Source organism: Amycolatopsis sp. NPDC049252 (assembly GCF_043197175.1).
Classification (GTDB): domain Bacteria; phylum Actinomycetota; class Actinomycetes; order Mycobacteriales; family Pseudonocardiaceae; genus Amycolatopsis.
This window is the reverse complement of sequence record NZ_JBICSQ010000140.1, coordinates 1-14,127: the sequence shown is the minus strand read 5'-3', so window position 1 is coordinate 14,127 and position 14,127 is coordinate 1. Positions and strand designations below refer to the sequence as shown.

Here is a 14,127-nt window from a genome sequence, read left to right as displayed (position 1 = left end):
TACCGCGACCTGCCCGAGGGCGTGCTCACCGGGCTGGCCCTCAAGGAGCTGGCCGGGAACCTGCCGCGGATCGACAGCCTGGTGCTCACGCCGGACCTGCTCACGCCGCTGCTGACGAAGCTGGGCGTGCGGTCGTGAGCCTCGCCCCGCGCGTCGTGCTGGTGCACCGGCGTACCGAGCTGGACGAGCTGCTCGCCCGGCACGGCACCCGCGGCCAGGCGGAGTTCTTCCTGCGCACGCGGGGCCGTGACCTGGCCGAGGTCACCGAGGCGGACGCGGCCGTGCGCGCGGCCTTGGCGTCGGCGTCGGCGGCGATCCCGCTCGACTGGCGCCGCGGCGAGGTCGAACGCGCCGACCTCTCGCGGTTCCTGTTCACCCCCGAGGACGTGGTCGTGGTCGTCGGGCAGGACGGCCTGATCGCCAACGTGGCCAAGTACCTCGACGGCCAGCCGGTCGTCGGGATCACGCCGGGCGCGCCGGGTGTCCTGGTGCGTCACCCGGCCACCGCGGTGGCGGACCTGGTGCGCGCCACGGGGAACGTCGAGCACCGGACGATGGCCGAGCTGACCTCGGACGACGGCCAGCGGTTGCTGGCGCTCAACGAGATCTACCTCGGCCACGCCGGGCACCAGACGGCCCGCTACCGGCTGGGGGTCGGTGGCGGGCCGCCGGAACGGCAGGCGTCGTCGGGGATCCTGGTCGGCACGGGCACGGGCGCGACCGGCTGGTGCGGCTCGGTGTGGCAGGAACGCCGCAGCCCGCTGCGCCTGCCCGCACCCGGCGAGTCCCGGCTGGTCTGGTTCGTGCGGGAGGCGTGGCCGTCCCCGTGGACCGGGACGGCGCACACGGAGGGCGAGCTGACGTCGGCGCCGCTGACGGTGGAGGTGGAGTCGGACCGCCTGGTCGCGTTCGGCGACGGCCTGGAGACGGACAGCGTCACCCTCACCCGCGGCCAGTCCGCGACGTTCGTTCCGGCGGCGAAGACCGTCCACTTGGTCCGGTGACCGCGATCCGGGCCCGGCACACCGAGGGGGCGTGCCGGACCCGGGCGGACTGCGGCGTTCGTCCACTTGGTCCGGTGCTCTTCTGGGACACGATGCGGCAACGTTGTCACATTCGCCGGACGCGGCCGCCAGAATGATCTCCTCGCGGAGGATCGAAGGTGACCGGGATGATGTGGCTCGTGTGGGTGCTCGGCGCGGTGGTGATCGCCGCCGCCGGGTTCGGGGTGGTCGCTGTGCCGCGGTGGCGGGAGCGGGAGCTGCGCACGCGGACCGCCTGGTCGGCCGCGCGGGCGGCGATCGACAGCGCCGCCGTGAGCCGGGACGCCGCCACCGCTCCCCTGCCCGAAGCCGAGCAGCTGCTGGCCCAGGCCGAGACCATCGCCGCCGCGCACGGCGGGCCGCGGGCCGCCAAGACCGCCCGCGACCACGCCGTGCGGGCCGACGCGCTCTGGCGGGCGGCCGCCCGTGGCTGACCGGATTCGCTGGGTCCTGCTCGCCGTCGCCGGCGCCGTGCTCGTCACGTTCCTCCTGGTCCAGCAGCAGAGCACCGACGTCAGTTACGGGCAGGCGCCCGCGGCGAAGGACCCGATCCCCGAGGGGTCGGCCGGTGAGCTGAGCGGCGCGACCGTCCCGTCGGCCGAGCAGCTGACGGCGATGGTCAAGGACTCCCCCGTGGTCCGGCTGCCGGGCGCGATCGCGACCTGGGACGACCAAGCGGTCAAGGCCGCGGCCGGCAGCGCCGGGGTCCGCGTGATCGTGGCCCCGCCCGGGCTGCCGAAAGACGCGCGCACCCGCGTGAAGGACGTCGAGGAAGCGACCGTCCAGGTGATCGGCACCGAGGTCACCGGCGGGGCGCTGCAGGCCTCGCCCGACCGCGCGTCCGAGTGGCTGCGCGAGTTCGCCACCGGTGACGTCACCGAGTCGCTGACCACCCTGGCCGCCCACCTGAACCACCAGCCGGACGCGCCGGACCAGCCCGCCCTCACCCGGCGCGACCCGAACGCCGGCGAGCTCGCCGACGTCACCACGGCACTCCACGCCACCGGCCGGTACCTCGCCCCGGGCGCGAACCTCAAGGACCCGCCCGCGACGACGGCCGCGTTCCCCGGCGCCCAGCCGCTGTACGTCGCCCTGCCGCAGCAGCCGGCCGGTCAGCCTCTTGTCCACTTCGGACCGGCGCTCGCGAAAGTGTTCCCCGGCCGCCCGATTATCGCCATGTACGGCCAGTGGGTGGAGTACGACGGGCCGTCGGCCGCCGCGTTCGCCGACGTCGCGACCGCGAGCTTCTACGGCCAGTTCGGGGACCGCCTCAGCACCTACGCCTACCCGCAGCGCAACGTGCTCGGCGCCTGGCTCGACCGCGTCACGGCCATCCGCTACGCCGGGTTGTTCGACCGCCCGCTGCCCTACACGCCGTTCGACCCGCTGCGGGTCGCGCTGCCCGCGCTGCCGTGGCTGTTCGCCGCCTGCGCGGTCGGCTTCCTCGCCCTCTCGGCCCGCCGGATGGTGCGCCCGGGGCGTCCCGCCGGGACCGGGGTGCCGGCGCGCCTGGCCGGCCTGACCGCGCTCGCCGTCGAGATCTCGGGACTCACCGACGGCGCGTCGTCCGCGTCGCTGACGCGCGGGATCACCCAGCTGACCGCCGCCCGCGAGGCGTTCGGCAAGAAGCTGCCGGACAAGCACGTGCACGGCCTGCTCGACGCGGCCGAGGCCGAGCTGGACGCCACGGCCGGGTTGCTGGGCCGCCCGGAGTACCGGCCCGCCGAGTACCTGCTGGGGAGGCTCGCGTGAAGCGCTTTTTCCGTTCCGCGTTCGGGATCGCCGTGCTCGGCTGCCTCGTGCTGGCGGGCTGGGCGGTCTGGTCCGCGGGCGTGTTCGACGGCCCGGTCGCCCGGCAGCTGCGGTCGGCGTCGGTGTACGTGGCGCCGGGCGTCACGCTCGACCAGCCGGCCGCGGAACGCGTGATCGGCAACCGGCGGCTGGCGGTGGGTTTCCTCGAGCCGGGCGCGGACCTGAGCGACGCGTGCGACAGCCTGGGCAGCGCGGCCGACGGCACCCTCGCCGTGATGCTCAGCGGCGACGGCGACGACTACAAGAAGTACGGCTGCTCCCGGCTGCCCGGGAGCGACGACGAGAACTTCGGCAAGGCCGTCGTCGCGGAGTCGATGATCGGCAACGGCATCGACGCCTTCGCCGACCGGCCGGTGGACGCGCTGAAGGTGCTGGTCGTCAACTACGACCTGCTGGTGCGCTCCGGCGCGATCCCCGACGGCGGCCGCACGGTCAGCCCGTCGCTGCCGCGGTACCTGATCGCCTCCGCCGCCGTCGCGGCGGTGGTCCTGGGGTCGCTGGCGCTCTACCTCGCGGCCCGCCGGGCCGGGCGGTCGTCGGCGGCGCGGCGCGAACGCCGTGACGCCGAAGCCGACGAGCGGACCGAGCTGTCGGCGGCGGCCGCGGTGCTGGCCCAGGCGATCATCGACCTGGACAAGCGGTACGCGCGCCAGAAGGGCACGAGCAAGTTCGCCCGGAGCTACCGGAGCCTCGTGTCGGACTACACGAACCTGCTGCCGGATCTCGATCAGAAGACCCCCGAGCTGCGGGCCCGGGTCGAGAAACTGCTGACCCGGGCCCGGAAGCTGGGCACTCAGGTGCCGTAGCGGGCCTTCACGATCGACGGCGTGTCGAGGTTGTGCCCCGCGTCCATGCTCTGCGCGAGCCGGAGGTACTGGCCTTCGGCCCACATCAGCGGGCCCGCGCTGCCGGTCGGGCGGCCGAGGCCGAAGCAGCCGACGTCGGCGCGGTCCCAGACCTGTTCGGGGACGAAGTAGCCGTCGTTGACCGAATCCGCCATGGACTTGAGGTAGACCGCGGCGGACCGGCCGTTGGCCAGCTCGTACTGCCCGCGCTCGCCCGACAGCACCGGCCACAGCCGCCCGAACCGCTGCGCGCCGCCCGCCGGCCAGCCCGTGCAGTTCGCCGTGCTCTCGCCGTAGTTGTCGTGCGCGTAGCGGTGGAAGTAGACGTCGCCGTTCGGCAAGGTCACCTGCACGGTCGAGTTGCCGTCGGACGCCGCGGCCGTCGGGGCGACCGAGTTCGCGATCGTGGTGTCGTTCGCCGGGCGGATGCCGAGCCGAACCAGGTCGAGGAAGCCGAAGTCGGTGACGTCGTGTTCGTAGAAGCAGCCCTCGTCGAAGCAGATCGTGCCGGTGTCGTTCGGGTTGCCGCCGCGGTCGAGGCGTTCGTAGTAGGTGTGGCCGCCCCAGTAGCCGGACGTCGTCACCGTCCAGCCCGCCAGAGAGGTGCGCCACGAGTCCGCTGTGGACTCCCACGACGTCGCGCTCGCGGTGTCGCCGTTGGTCCGCGCGATCGCGCCCGCGGCGACGAGCCCGGCGATCTCGGCGGCGATCGACGACGGCGACTTGCCGTACTGCTCCTCCCACCGCTCGGTGGTGTCCGGGCCGGTCGCGACGATGTGGTTCGCCGTCGTCTTGACCTTCGCGTACGTCGAGGCGTCGGTGACGCCGGTCAGCCAGGCCAGCAGGATCGCGTCGGCGTCCTGGTCGAGCTGCTCACAGCAGCCGAGCTGCTGGGCACTGGCCCCGGTGACGCCGGAAACCGGGCTGTAGCGCGGGAACGAGCCCGCCGGGTAGGTCACGCCGTCACCGGCGGTCGGGCTGCCGATCCACTGGGAGTTCCAGAGGAACTGGGCCATCCGCTTGGCCTGCGCGCTGTCACCGGCGGCGAGCAGGCCGGTCGCCTGCTGGTAGAGGTCGCGGCCCCAGACGCGGTGGTAGCCGTCGTTGAGCTGATCACCGTTGGTGTAGTCACCCCACGGCGTCGCCAGGCCCGCGACGCTCGCGCCCGGGTGCTGCTTGTCCTCGGCGGTCTTGAGCGCCATGGCCGCGACGTAGTAGGCCCGACGGCGCTGGGTGTCCCCGGAAACGCTGGCCGGAGCCGGTTTCAGACCGCCCACATAGGAATTCCAGCCGCTGCGGTAGGCACTTGAGGTGGCGGCGAAACCGCTGCTCAGCGACCCGCTGGCCGCCGACGACGCCGCGGCCGCGGTGTCGCCGTAGCCGAGGGCGACGGTGAACGTGGTGTCCGTGCCGACCGGGATCTGTCCACACTGGACGACGTTGCCGGTGCCGGAGACGTTGTCGAACTGGTTGTTCAGGGTCTTGTCGGCCCGCAGGTCGGTCAGGCAGTCGCTGCCCGCGCCGCTGTAACCGTTGTCGTGCGCGGTGAAACCGGTCGAGACCCGCATGGCCGAGACGACGGTGGTGGCCGCGCCGCCGAAGAGCGTCTCGGTGCCGCTCGCCATCAGGCCGCTGCCGTCCCACCAGGCGTTGTCGTGGGCGCCGCCCCCGGCCATCGACGGGTTGGCCAGGAGGTAGAGCCGGTAGCTGCCGCCGTCGAGGGACTGGAACCGGGTGTTCGTGACGAGCGTGGCGCGGGCCGGGTCGGTCACGTAGTCGGTGGTGATCCGGTACTTGCCGCTCTTGGCGGTGTTGGTGACGGTGTACTGCAGCGCCTTCTCGTCCGGCATCGTGACGACGTGGTTCGTGGCGTCGCGTTCCAGGTCGACGAAGGTGGTGCCGTCGGTGACGACGAACTGGCGGTCCTGCAGGTTCGGGACGTCGGCGCGCGGGTAGAACACCTCCGACGTGACGCCGTTCGCGACGGTGAACCACACCGGGCTCGCCGTTGTCGTCGAGGTGCCGAGGGCGGACTTGTTGCCCGTGGCCCAGGACGCACCACCGCCGCAGCAGTCGGTCGCCGTGCCGCTCGCCAGTGCCGTGCCGGGCACCGCGCCGGCGAGCAGCAGACTCGCTCCGGCGCAGGCCAGGACGGCTTTCCACCTGTTCATCGGACCCTCCGACGTCGTTGTCGTCAATATGTTGTGGGCCGCAACATATTGGGGCACGGGGCGATGACAGGCAATGTCCGATCGTTCTGAACCGATCCAGCCCTGCCGACCTCAGGCGTCGGCGATGCGGTCCAGCCACTCGGACAGCAGCACCCGCTCGGCGCCGGTCAAAGCGGTCGCTCCGGCCAGGCCGGCGCGCAGGGCGATCGCGCGGCCCGCGAGGTCGTCCGCGCCCGACGGCGCCGTCGGCTCGGTCAGGATCCGGGCCAGGACCGTCTCCCGAGCTGTCACCGACAGCTCGGGATCGCGTTCTTCCGGAAGCGTCGCGATCTGGGTCAGCACCACGCCCATGCCGGTCGCGTGGACCAGCCTCGCCGCACGCTCGACACTCACCCGCAGCCGGCCCGCTTCGGCGACGCGCGCGACGATGGCGTGCAGCATCGCCTCCGCCTCGCGCGCCGCCGGGGAGGTGCGGCCCGGGCGGGCGTCGCCGTACATCAGGACGTAGAACTCCGGGCGGGATAAGCCGAACTCGATGTGCAGGTCCCAGCCGCGCCGGAGGTCCTCGACCGCGTCGCCGGTCGAGCCCAGCTCGCGCTTGCTCGTCAGGTACTTGTCGAAGCCGTACGCCGCGACCGCGTCCAGCAGGCCGTCCTTGTCGCCGAACAGCCGGTACAGCGCCGGCGGCTGGACGCCCGCCGCCGCGCTCACCGCACGCGTCGACAGGCCGTCGCGGCCCTCCGCGACCAGCAGGGCCGCCGCCGCCTCGAGGATCCGCTCGCGGGTGTCCGCCGCCGTCTTCGTCACCATGGTTTCGATGCTAACAAAATCCAGGTAACAAGTGTTCAGAGCAGGTCGACCGCGACCCGGTGGGCGAGCCGGCGCAGCAGCGGCGCCGCGTCTGCCATGCAGCGGGCGGGGTCGGGTTCGAGGTCCGTGAGCGCGTATGCGGCCGAAATGCCCGCGCCCGCGAGCTCCTCGGCGGACAGTCGGGAACGGCCCGCGACGGCGGCGCACGGGATGCCCTTGTCCGCCGCCGCGCGGGCGACACCCGCCGGGGCCTTGCCCGACAGCGTCTGCCGGTCCAAGGATCCCTCGCCGGTCACGACCAGCGAGACCCCGGCCAGCGCGTCGTCGAAGCCGAGCAGGTCCAGCAACAGGGCGATGCCGGGCCGCATCCGGGCGCCGAGCACCGCCATCGCGGCGAAGCCCACTCCCCCGGCCGCGCCCGCGCCCGGCCGTTCGGCGAACTCCGGGCCGGCGTGCGACGCCCAGTGCCGCAACGCCTCGTCGAGGACTTCGACGTCGTCGGCCGTGGCCCCTTTCTGGGGACCGTAGACCACAGCGGCACCGTTCAGGCCGTACAGCGGGTTGTCGACGTCGCTCGCCAGCTCGATGTCCACTTCGGACAGCCGCGGGTCCAGATCGGACAGGTCGAGCGCGGCGAGCCGGCTCAGGGCCGCGCCACCGGGCGGCAGCTCGCGGCCCACGCCGTCCAGGAGCCGGGCGCCCAGGACCGCGAGCATCCCGGCGCCGCCGTCGGTGCAGGCGCTGCCCCCGACCCCGAGCACGATCCGGCGGCAGCCCGCCCGCAGCGCCGCCGCGATGACGTCACCGGTGCCCGCGCTGGTGGCGTCGAGCGGTGACGGCGCGCCGGGCAGCCGGTGCAGTCCGGACGCCTCGGCCAGCTCGACGACGGCGGTGTCGCCGCGGACCGCGTAACAGGCGGTCAGCGGCCAGCCGGTCGGGCCACGCGCCGGGACGCGGACCCGGCGGAACCCGGCGGCGACGGCCGCCTCGATCGTGCCGTCACCGCCGTCCGCCACCGGAAGGCACCGCACCGCGACGGCCGGGTGGACGTCGGCGAGGCCCTGGGCCACAGCCGCCGCCACCTCGGCCGCGGTCAGCGACCCCTTGAACTTGTCCGGCGCGACGAGCACCCTCACGCGCTCGCCCGGTACGCGCGCCAGTCGCCGATCTCGGTGATGTCCCGCAGGGCGACGTGCGAGGTATAGGGCCGCCGCAGCAGCATCGCGAACGCCGAGCTGCCGTCGGCCAGCTCCACCACGCCCAGTTCCAGCTCGTGCGGTTCGGACGGGAGTACCTTGTCCCGCAACGCGTCCAGCGAGACGTCGTACACCTCGCCGGTCACCTCCGCGCCGCCGTGCGACACCGGGTACAGCGCCGGGCACTGCTCGCCGACGGCGTAGAACCGGTACTTCGCCGCGGTCTTCGCCGTCCTCACGAACGGCGAACCTTCCAGCAGGTGGTGCAGGGGCTCGCCGCGCATGGCGCCGCCGTTGAAGAACATCAAGGCCATCGGAACTCCTAACGGAAGAGGGCTTCGACGCCGTCGACGGCGAAGTACACCGCGAACACCAGCGCCAGCAGGGAAAGCAGCCAGCCGGCTTCGCGCCACTTGCCGCGGCCGATCTTGATCAGCACGAACGCGATCAGGCCCGCGCCGACGCCGTTGGTGATCGAGTAGGTGAACGGGATCAACGCGGCGGTCAGGAACACCGGGATCGTGTAGTCCGGGTCGTGCCACGGGATGTTGCGGCACTGCGCGACCATCATGCCGCCGATGACGACCAGCGCGGGCGCCGCGGCCTGGGCCGGGACGACCCCCGCCAGCGGCGTGAACAGCAGCGTCCCGGCGAACAGCAGACCGGTGACGACGCTCGCGAGGCCCGTCCGGGCGCCCTCCCCGACGCCGGCCGCGGACTCCAGGAAGACCGTGTTCGGCGACGAACCCGTGACCCCGCCGGCGATCGCGCCGGCGCCGTCGACCAGCAGGATTCGCCCCATCCGCGGGACCTTGCCGTTCTTCGACAGCCCGGCCTCGTCCGAGACGCTGGTGATCGTGCCCATCGCGTCGAAGAACCCGGACAGCACCAGCGTGAACAGGAACACCGTCGCCGCGAGCGCGCCCGCCGAGGCGAACCCGCCGAACAGGTCGATGTGCCCGAAGAGCCCGAAGTCCGGTGCCGCGACGACGTGGTCGGGCAGCGCCGGGGCGGTGAGGCCCCAGCCGCCGACGCCGAACCCCTCGTGCAGCACGACGGCGAACACCGTCGCCACGCCGATGCTGATCAGCACCGCGCCCGGGACCTTGCGGGCCATCAGCACGATCATCAGCAGCAGACCGAAGCAGAACACCACGATCGGCCAGCCGTGCAGGTGCCCGCTCGCCCCGAGGCGGACCGGGACGGTGGTCTCCGCCGCGTCCGGCACCCGGGTCACGAACCCGGCGCTGACCAGGCCGACCAGGGCGATGTAGAGCCCGATGCCGACGGTGATCGCGGTCTTGAGCGGCCGCGGGATGGCGTTCATGATCCGCTCGCGGACGCCGCTGACGGCCATCAGCACGATGCACACGCCTTCGAGCACGACCAGCCCGAACGCCTGCGGCCAGGTCATCGACGGCGCCATCTGGAACGCGACGATGCCGTTGATGCCGAGGCCGGCGGCCAGCGCGAGCGGAGCGTTGCCGACGAGTCCCATGAGGACGGTCATCACCGCGGCGGCCAGCGCGGTCGCCGTGGTCACCTGCGCCGCGGAGAGCCGCGCGCCGGTGATGTCGGTGGCGGCGCCGAGGATGAGCGGGTTGAGCAGCACGATGTACGCCATCGCGACGAAGGTGGTGACGCCGCCCCGGACTTCGCGGCCGATCGTCGTCTGCCGGGCCCGGATCTCGAAGAGCCGGTCCAGCAGCGACCGGCGGCCGGGCGGTGGTTCGGGTACTTCGTCGCGTACGGGGTCCTTGATTTCTGCCTGGGTCATGCGTCCTGCCCTTGCCGGTGGGTGTGCTCGGCCAGGCCAAGGCACAACGCCGTGCCTGGGCGAGCGGGACGTTCGATTCGGTTGTGCTCCGGTCAGCTGGCCTTGTGGGTCAGTAAGCGGTGAGATCAGTAGTCGGTGCGGTCGCTCTTGTCGAGCCAGGCCGCGAACGGCGCGAAACCGTCCGTTGCGGACAGTCGCGTGACGGGGACCGTCCAGGTCTCCCGGGGACGGTCGAACAGCTCGTAGAAGGCGCGGTCGTCGAAGCCGGCCTTGGCCGCGTCGTCGCGGTCGGCGGCGAAGAGGACCTTGTCGACGCGCGCCCACAGCGCCGAAGACAAGCACATCGGGCACGGCTCGCAGCTGGAGACGAGCACGCAGCCGTCGAGCTTGAAGGTTCCCAGCGCCTGGCAGGCCGCGCGGATGGCGACGACTTCGGCGTGCGCGGTCGGGTCGAGGTTCGCGGTGACGCGGTTGACGCCGGTGGAGACGATCTCGCCGTCCTGCACGATCAGCGCGCCGAACGGCCCGCCGCCGTTCGCGACGTTGGTCTCCGCGATGCGGATGGCTTCCGCCAGCCACTCGGTCTCGGTGGACAGGGAGGTGGTCATGGTTTCCTCAGGTTCCGGTGATGTGTTCGGGGCGGATGGGGACGCGCGGCAGCTCGAGGCCGGTGGCCGCGCGGATGGCGTTGGCGATCGCCGGGGTGGCGGAGATCGTGGGTGGCTCGCCGACGCCTCGGACGCCGTAGGGCGCGTGCGGGTCGGGCCGCTCGAGGACGTCGACACGCATCGGCGGCATGTCCAGGATGGTCGGGATCAGGTAGTCGGTGAACGACGGGTTCCGCACCTTGCCGTCCTTGACCAGGATCTCCTCCATCACGGCGAGGCCGAGGCCCTGCGCCGAGCCGCCCTGGATCTGGGCGACGACGGCGTCGGGGTTCATCGCCTTGCCGACGTCCTGGGCGCAGTCGAGCTGCACCACCTTGACCAGGCCGAGGTCCAGGTCGACGTCGACGACCGCGCGGTGGGCGGAGAAGCCGTACTGCACGTGGGCGTCGCCCTGGCCGGTCTCCGGGTCGAGCGGGTAGGTCTTGCGGTGGTGGAATTCGCGGGTCTCCTCGATCGCGGTGTCGCCGAGCAGCTCGGCCAGGTCCGCGACGACCTCCCCGTCGGCCGCGACGACCTTCCCGCCCACCAGGGACATGCCCTCGGCGGGCACCCCGAGCCGCGTGTAGACGGCCTCGGCGACCGCACGGCAGGCGTTGCGGACCGCGCCGCCGGTGACGTAGGTCTGGCGTGACGCCGAGCTGGAACCCGCGTCGCCGACGCTCGTGTCGGCCGGGTGCACGCTCACCCGCGTCAGGCCCAGCTCGGTGCGAGCGATCTGCTGCTGCAGCGTCACCAGACCCTGACCGACCTCGGCGGCCGCGGTGTGCACCATGGCCACCGGCTCGCCGCCGATCACCTCCAGGCGGACGCGGGCGGTCGAGTAGTCGTCGAGGCCCTCGGCGTAGGAGATGTTCTTGATCGTGACGCCGTAGCCGACCCCGCGGACGACGCCTTCGCCGTGGGTGGTGTTGGACGCGCCACCGGGCAGCTCCCGGATGTCGCGCCCGCCGGTGGGTTCCGGCGGGAGCGGCAGGTCGCGGACCCGCTGGACCAGCTCGGCGACCGGCGCCGGGAAGTCCACCAGCTGGCCGGTGACCACAGTGGACCCTTCGCTCAGCGCGTTGCGGATCCGCAGTTCGGCCGGGTCCAGGTCGAGCGCCGCGGCCAGTTTGTCCATTTGGGACTCGTAGGCGTACGTCGGCTGGACCGCGCCGAGCCCGCGCATGGCGCCGCAGGTCGGGTTGTTCGTGTAGACGCCCCAGCCCTCGATGTGCGCGTTCGGCACGTCGTACGGGCCGACGCTGAGCGTGGTGCCGTTGCCCACCACGACCGGGGTCTTGGACGCGTACGCGCCGCCGTCGAAGTACATCTTCGCCCGGACGTAGACGAGCCTGCCGTCATGGGTTGCGCCGTGCTCGTAGTACATCTTCGCCGGGTGGCGGTGGACGTGCCCGAAGAACGACTCCAGGCGGTTGTAGCTCATCTTCACCGGGCGGGCGGTGCGCAGCGCGAGCATGCACGAGTGGATCTGCATCGACAGGTCCTCGCGGCCGCCGAACGCGCCGCCGACGCCGGACAGCGTCAGCCGCACCTTGTCCAGGGGCAGGCCGAGCGCCTTCGCCGTCTGGCGCTGGTCGACGTGCAGCCACTGGGTGGCGAGGTAGAGGTCGACCCCGCCGTCCTCGGCCGGCACCGCGAGGCCTGACTCCGGGCCGAGGAAGGCCTGGTCCTGCATGCCGATCTCGTAGACGCCGGACACGACGACGTCGGCAGTGGCGGCCGGGTCGCCCTTGACGATCCGCTGGTGGCGGACGAGGTTGCCCCCGGGGTGCAGCTTCGGGAGCGTCTCGTCGTGCGCGGCCCGCTCGGGGTCGGTGATGGGCTCCAGGACGTCGTACTCGACGACGATCTCCTTGAGCGCCTGCCGCGCGATCTCCGGGTGGTCCGCGGCGAGGATCGCGACCGGTTCGCCCTGGTAGCGGACCAGGTCGCCGGCCAGGGCCGGGGTGTCCTGGTACTTGAGGCCGTAGACGTTCTCGCCGGGCACGTCCTCGTGGGTGAGCACGGCGTGCACGCCCGGCTGGGCCAGCGCGCGGGAGACGTCGAGGCGGACGATCCGGGCGTGCGGGTGCGGGCTGCGCAGGGTGGCGCCCCACAGCATGTCCTCGTGCCACAGGTCGGAGGAGTAGGCGAACTCGCCGCGCACCTTGAGCGTGCCGTCGGGGCGCAGCGGGCTCTCGCCGATGCCGCCGGCGATCGTGTCCTGCAGCTCCTGCGGGGAGCGGGCCGGGGCGCTCAACGGAGTGCCTTCTTCGCGGCGGCGTCACGGACGGCGTCGAGGATCTTCTCGTAGCCGGTGCAGCGGCAGAGGTTCCCGGCGAGCGCTTCGCGGATCTCGACGTCGCTCGGGTCGGGGACCCGCTCGATCAGGTCGTGCGCGGCGACCAGCAGGCCCGGGGTGCAGAAGCCGCACTGGACGGCGCCCTGCTCCACAAAGGACTCCTGGACCGGGTCGAGCGCGTCGCCCTCGGCGAGGCCTTCGACCGTGACGACCTCGCGGCCCTGCGCCTGCCCGGCCGCGACCAGGCAGGCGCAGGCGGGGACGCCGTCGACGTAGACCGTGCACGAGCCGCATTCGCCCTGCTCACAGGCGTTCTTCGAGCCCGGCAGGCCGAGCCGCTCGCGCAGCACGTAGAGCAGGCTTTCGCCTTCCCAGACGTTGTCCGCCCGGCGGGGTTCGCCGTTGACGGTGACGTTCACGCGCACTTCGCGCTCCCTTCGCAGTATTCGCCCCAGGCCCAGGTCAGCGTCCGCCGGGCCATCACGCTCAGCGCGTGGCGGCGGTAGGCGGCGCTCCCCCGGACGTCGTCGATCGGCGCGGCGGCCGACGCGACCAGATCGCCGAAGCGGCGTTTGACGGAGTCGTTGAGGGGCTTCGGCGCGTCCCAGTCCAGTTCGCCGGCCAGGAACTCCTCGGCGTCCAGGGCCCGGCGCGGCGTCGGCGCGGCCGAGCCGACACCGGTGCCGACCCGTTTTTCGGCGGGGTGCAGCGCCAGCCCGAAGGCCGCGACGGCGATGACCATCGCGTTGCGGGTGCCGATCTTGCTGAACTGCTGGGGCCCGGTGGCCGGGGCCAGCAGCACGCCCGTGATGAGCTCGTCCGGCTCCAGGACGTTCTTCTTGACCCCGACGTAGAAGTCCTTCGCCGCGACGATCCGGGTGCCGCGCACCGAGGCAATCTCGACCTCCGCGCCGGCCGCGAGCAACGCCGGGTGCGAATCGCCCGCAGGCGAAGCCGCGCCCAGGTTGCCGCCCACGGAACCGCGGTTGCGGATCTGCGGGGAGCCGACGGTCCGCGATGCCATCGCCAGTCCGGGCAGCTTCGCGCCCAGTTCGGTGATGATCCGGGTGTAGGGCACGGCGGCGCCGATCCGGATCCGGCCGCCGTCGGTGCCGTGCTCGTGCAGCTCGGCGACGCGGCCGAGGTCGAGCAGCGCGCCGGGGCGGCGGTGGTCGAAGTTGATCTCGACCATCACGTCCGTGCCGCCGGCGAGGGGGACCGCGCCGGGGTTCGCGGCCATCGCGGCGAGCGCGTCGGCCAGCGAGGCGGGTCGGAGGAATTCCACTGTGGACGTCCTTTCGGGGGTGCTTCGTGAAGAAGTACACACGCTCGGCTGTGGCCGGGACCACGGCAAAACCCCTGAAAGAGGGGTGAATTTCGGGCCCGCGTTTGTACTTTCCGACAACCGCCTTCGCGCGGACGCGGAAAAGCCGCCGTGCGAGGTCGGGGTCCTCGCACGGCGGCCCGGGGTCAAGCGGGGGTCGTGAGTGCGTAACAGGGTTAGAACACTGTTACGCACTCACG

At 72.6% G+C, this 14,127-nt stretch carries 13 protein-coding genes; 4 read left to right on the top strand and 9 right to left on the bottom strand.

Features of this window, described 5'->3' with window-relative positions:
• Nucleotides 1-134 precede the first annotated feature (134 nt).
• From ACGFMK_RS47365 to ACGFMK_RS47350, 4 genes are all read left to right on the top strand, one after another.
• Nucleotides 135-1,004 (top strand): hypothetical protein, encoded by an 870-nt coding sequence (locus ACGFMK_RS47365; protein ID WP_392778133.1) that lies wholly within the window; start codon nt 135-137, stop codon nt 1,002-1,004.
• A 167-nt stretch (nt 1,005-1,171) separates the two neighbouring features.
• Nucleotides 1,172-1,477, top strand: coding sequence for a DUF6403 family protein (locus tag ACGFMK_RS47360; RefSeq protein WP_392778130.1), 306 nt, complete (start codon nt 1,172-1,174; stop codon nt 1,475-1,477).
• On the top strand, nt 1,470-2,795 hold the full coding sequence (locus ACGFMK_RS47355) for a hypothetical protein (RefSeq protein ID WP_392778127.1): 1,326 nt from the start codon (nt 1,470-1,472) through the stop codon (nt 2,793-2,795). The genes ACGFMK_RS47360 and ACGFMK_RS47355 overlap by 8 nt, the downstream gene beginning before the upstream one ends.
• Nucleotides 2,792-3,661 (top strand): hypothetical protein, encoded by an 870-nt coding sequence (locus ACGFMK_RS47350; protein ID WP_392778124.1) that lies wholly within the window; start codon nt 2,792-2,794, stop codon nt 3,659-3,661. Before ACGFMK_RS47355 ends, ACGFMK_RS47350 begins: the two co-directional genes overlap by 4 nt.
• Here the strand turns inward: ACGFMK_RS47350 and ACGFMK_RS47345 are convergent.
• The 9 genes from ACGFMK_RS47345 to ACGFMK_RS47305 form a co-directional block, all read right to left on the bottom strand.
• Nucleotides 3,649-5,871 carry a glycoside hydrolase family 15 protein gene (locus tag ACGFMK_RS47345; protein ID WP_392778121.1) on the bottom strand — a complete coding sequence of 741 codons (2,223 nt, stop codon included), beginning with the start codon at nt 5,869-5,871 and terminating at the stop codon, nt 3,649-3,651. The genes ACGFMK_RS47350 and ACGFMK_RS47345 overlap by 13 nt on opposite strands.
• Before the next feature lie 111 nt (nt 5,872-5,982).
• Nucleotides 5,983-6,681, bottom strand: a complete 699-nt coding sequence (locus ACGFMK_RS47340) for a TetR/AcrR family transcriptional regulator (RefSeq protein ID WP_392778118.1) — start codon at nt 6,679-6,681, stop codon at nt 5,983-5,985.
• A gap of 35 nt (nt 6,682-6,716) precedes the next feature.
• On the bottom strand, nt 6,717-7,817 hold the full coding sequence (locus tag ACGFMK_RS47335) for a glycerate kinase (protein WP_392778116.1): 1,101 nt from the start codon (nt 7,815-7,817) through the stop codon (nt 6,717-6,719).
• Entirely contained in the window at nt 7,814-8,191 is a 378-nt protein-coding gene (locus ACGFMK_RS47330) for a gamma-glutamylcyclotransferase (protein WP_392778114.1), read from the bottom strand. The genes ACGFMK_RS47335 and ACGFMK_RS47330 overlap by 4 nt, the downstream gene beginning before the upstream one ends.
• 8 nt (nt 8,192-8,199) lie before the next feature.
• Nucleotides 8,200-9,654 carry an NCS2 family permease gene (locus ACGFMK_RS47325; RefSeq protein WP_392778112.1) on the bottom strand — a complete coding sequence of 485 codons (1,455 nt, stop codon included), beginning with the start codon at nt 9,652-9,654 and terminating at the stop codon, nt 8,200-8,202.
• A gap of 125 nt (nt 9,655-9,779) precedes the next feature.
• Nucleotides 9,780-10,262, bottom strand: coding sequence for a nucleoside deaminase (locus tag ACGFMK_RS47320; protein WP_392778110.1), 483 nt, complete (start codon nt 10,260-10,262; stop codon nt 9,780-9,782).
• A gap of 7 nt (nt 10,263-10,269) precedes the next feature.
• On the bottom strand, nt 10,270-12,561 hold the full coding sequence (pucD, locus tag ACGFMK_RS47315; RefSeq protein ID WP_392778107.1) for a xanthine dehydrogenase subunit D: 2,292 nt from the start codon (nt 12,559-12,561) through the stop codon (nt 10,270-10,272).
• Nucleotides 12,558-13,028: a (2Fe-2S)-binding protein gene (locus ACGFMK_RS47310; RefSeq protein ID WP_392778104.1), complete on the bottom strand. Its 471-nt coding sequence runs from the start codon at nt 13,026-13,028 to the stop codon at nt 12,558-12,560. Before ACGFMK_RS47310 ends, pucD begins: the two co-directional genes overlap by 4 nt.
• Entirely contained in the window at nt 13,019-13,888 is an 870-nt protein-coding gene (locus ACGFMK_RS47305) for an FAD binding domain-containing protein (RefSeq protein WP_392778101.1), read from the bottom strand. Before ACGFMK_RS47305 ends, ACGFMK_RS47310 begins: the two co-directional genes overlap by 10 nt.
• Nucleotides 13,889-14,127 lie beyond the last annotated feature (239 nt).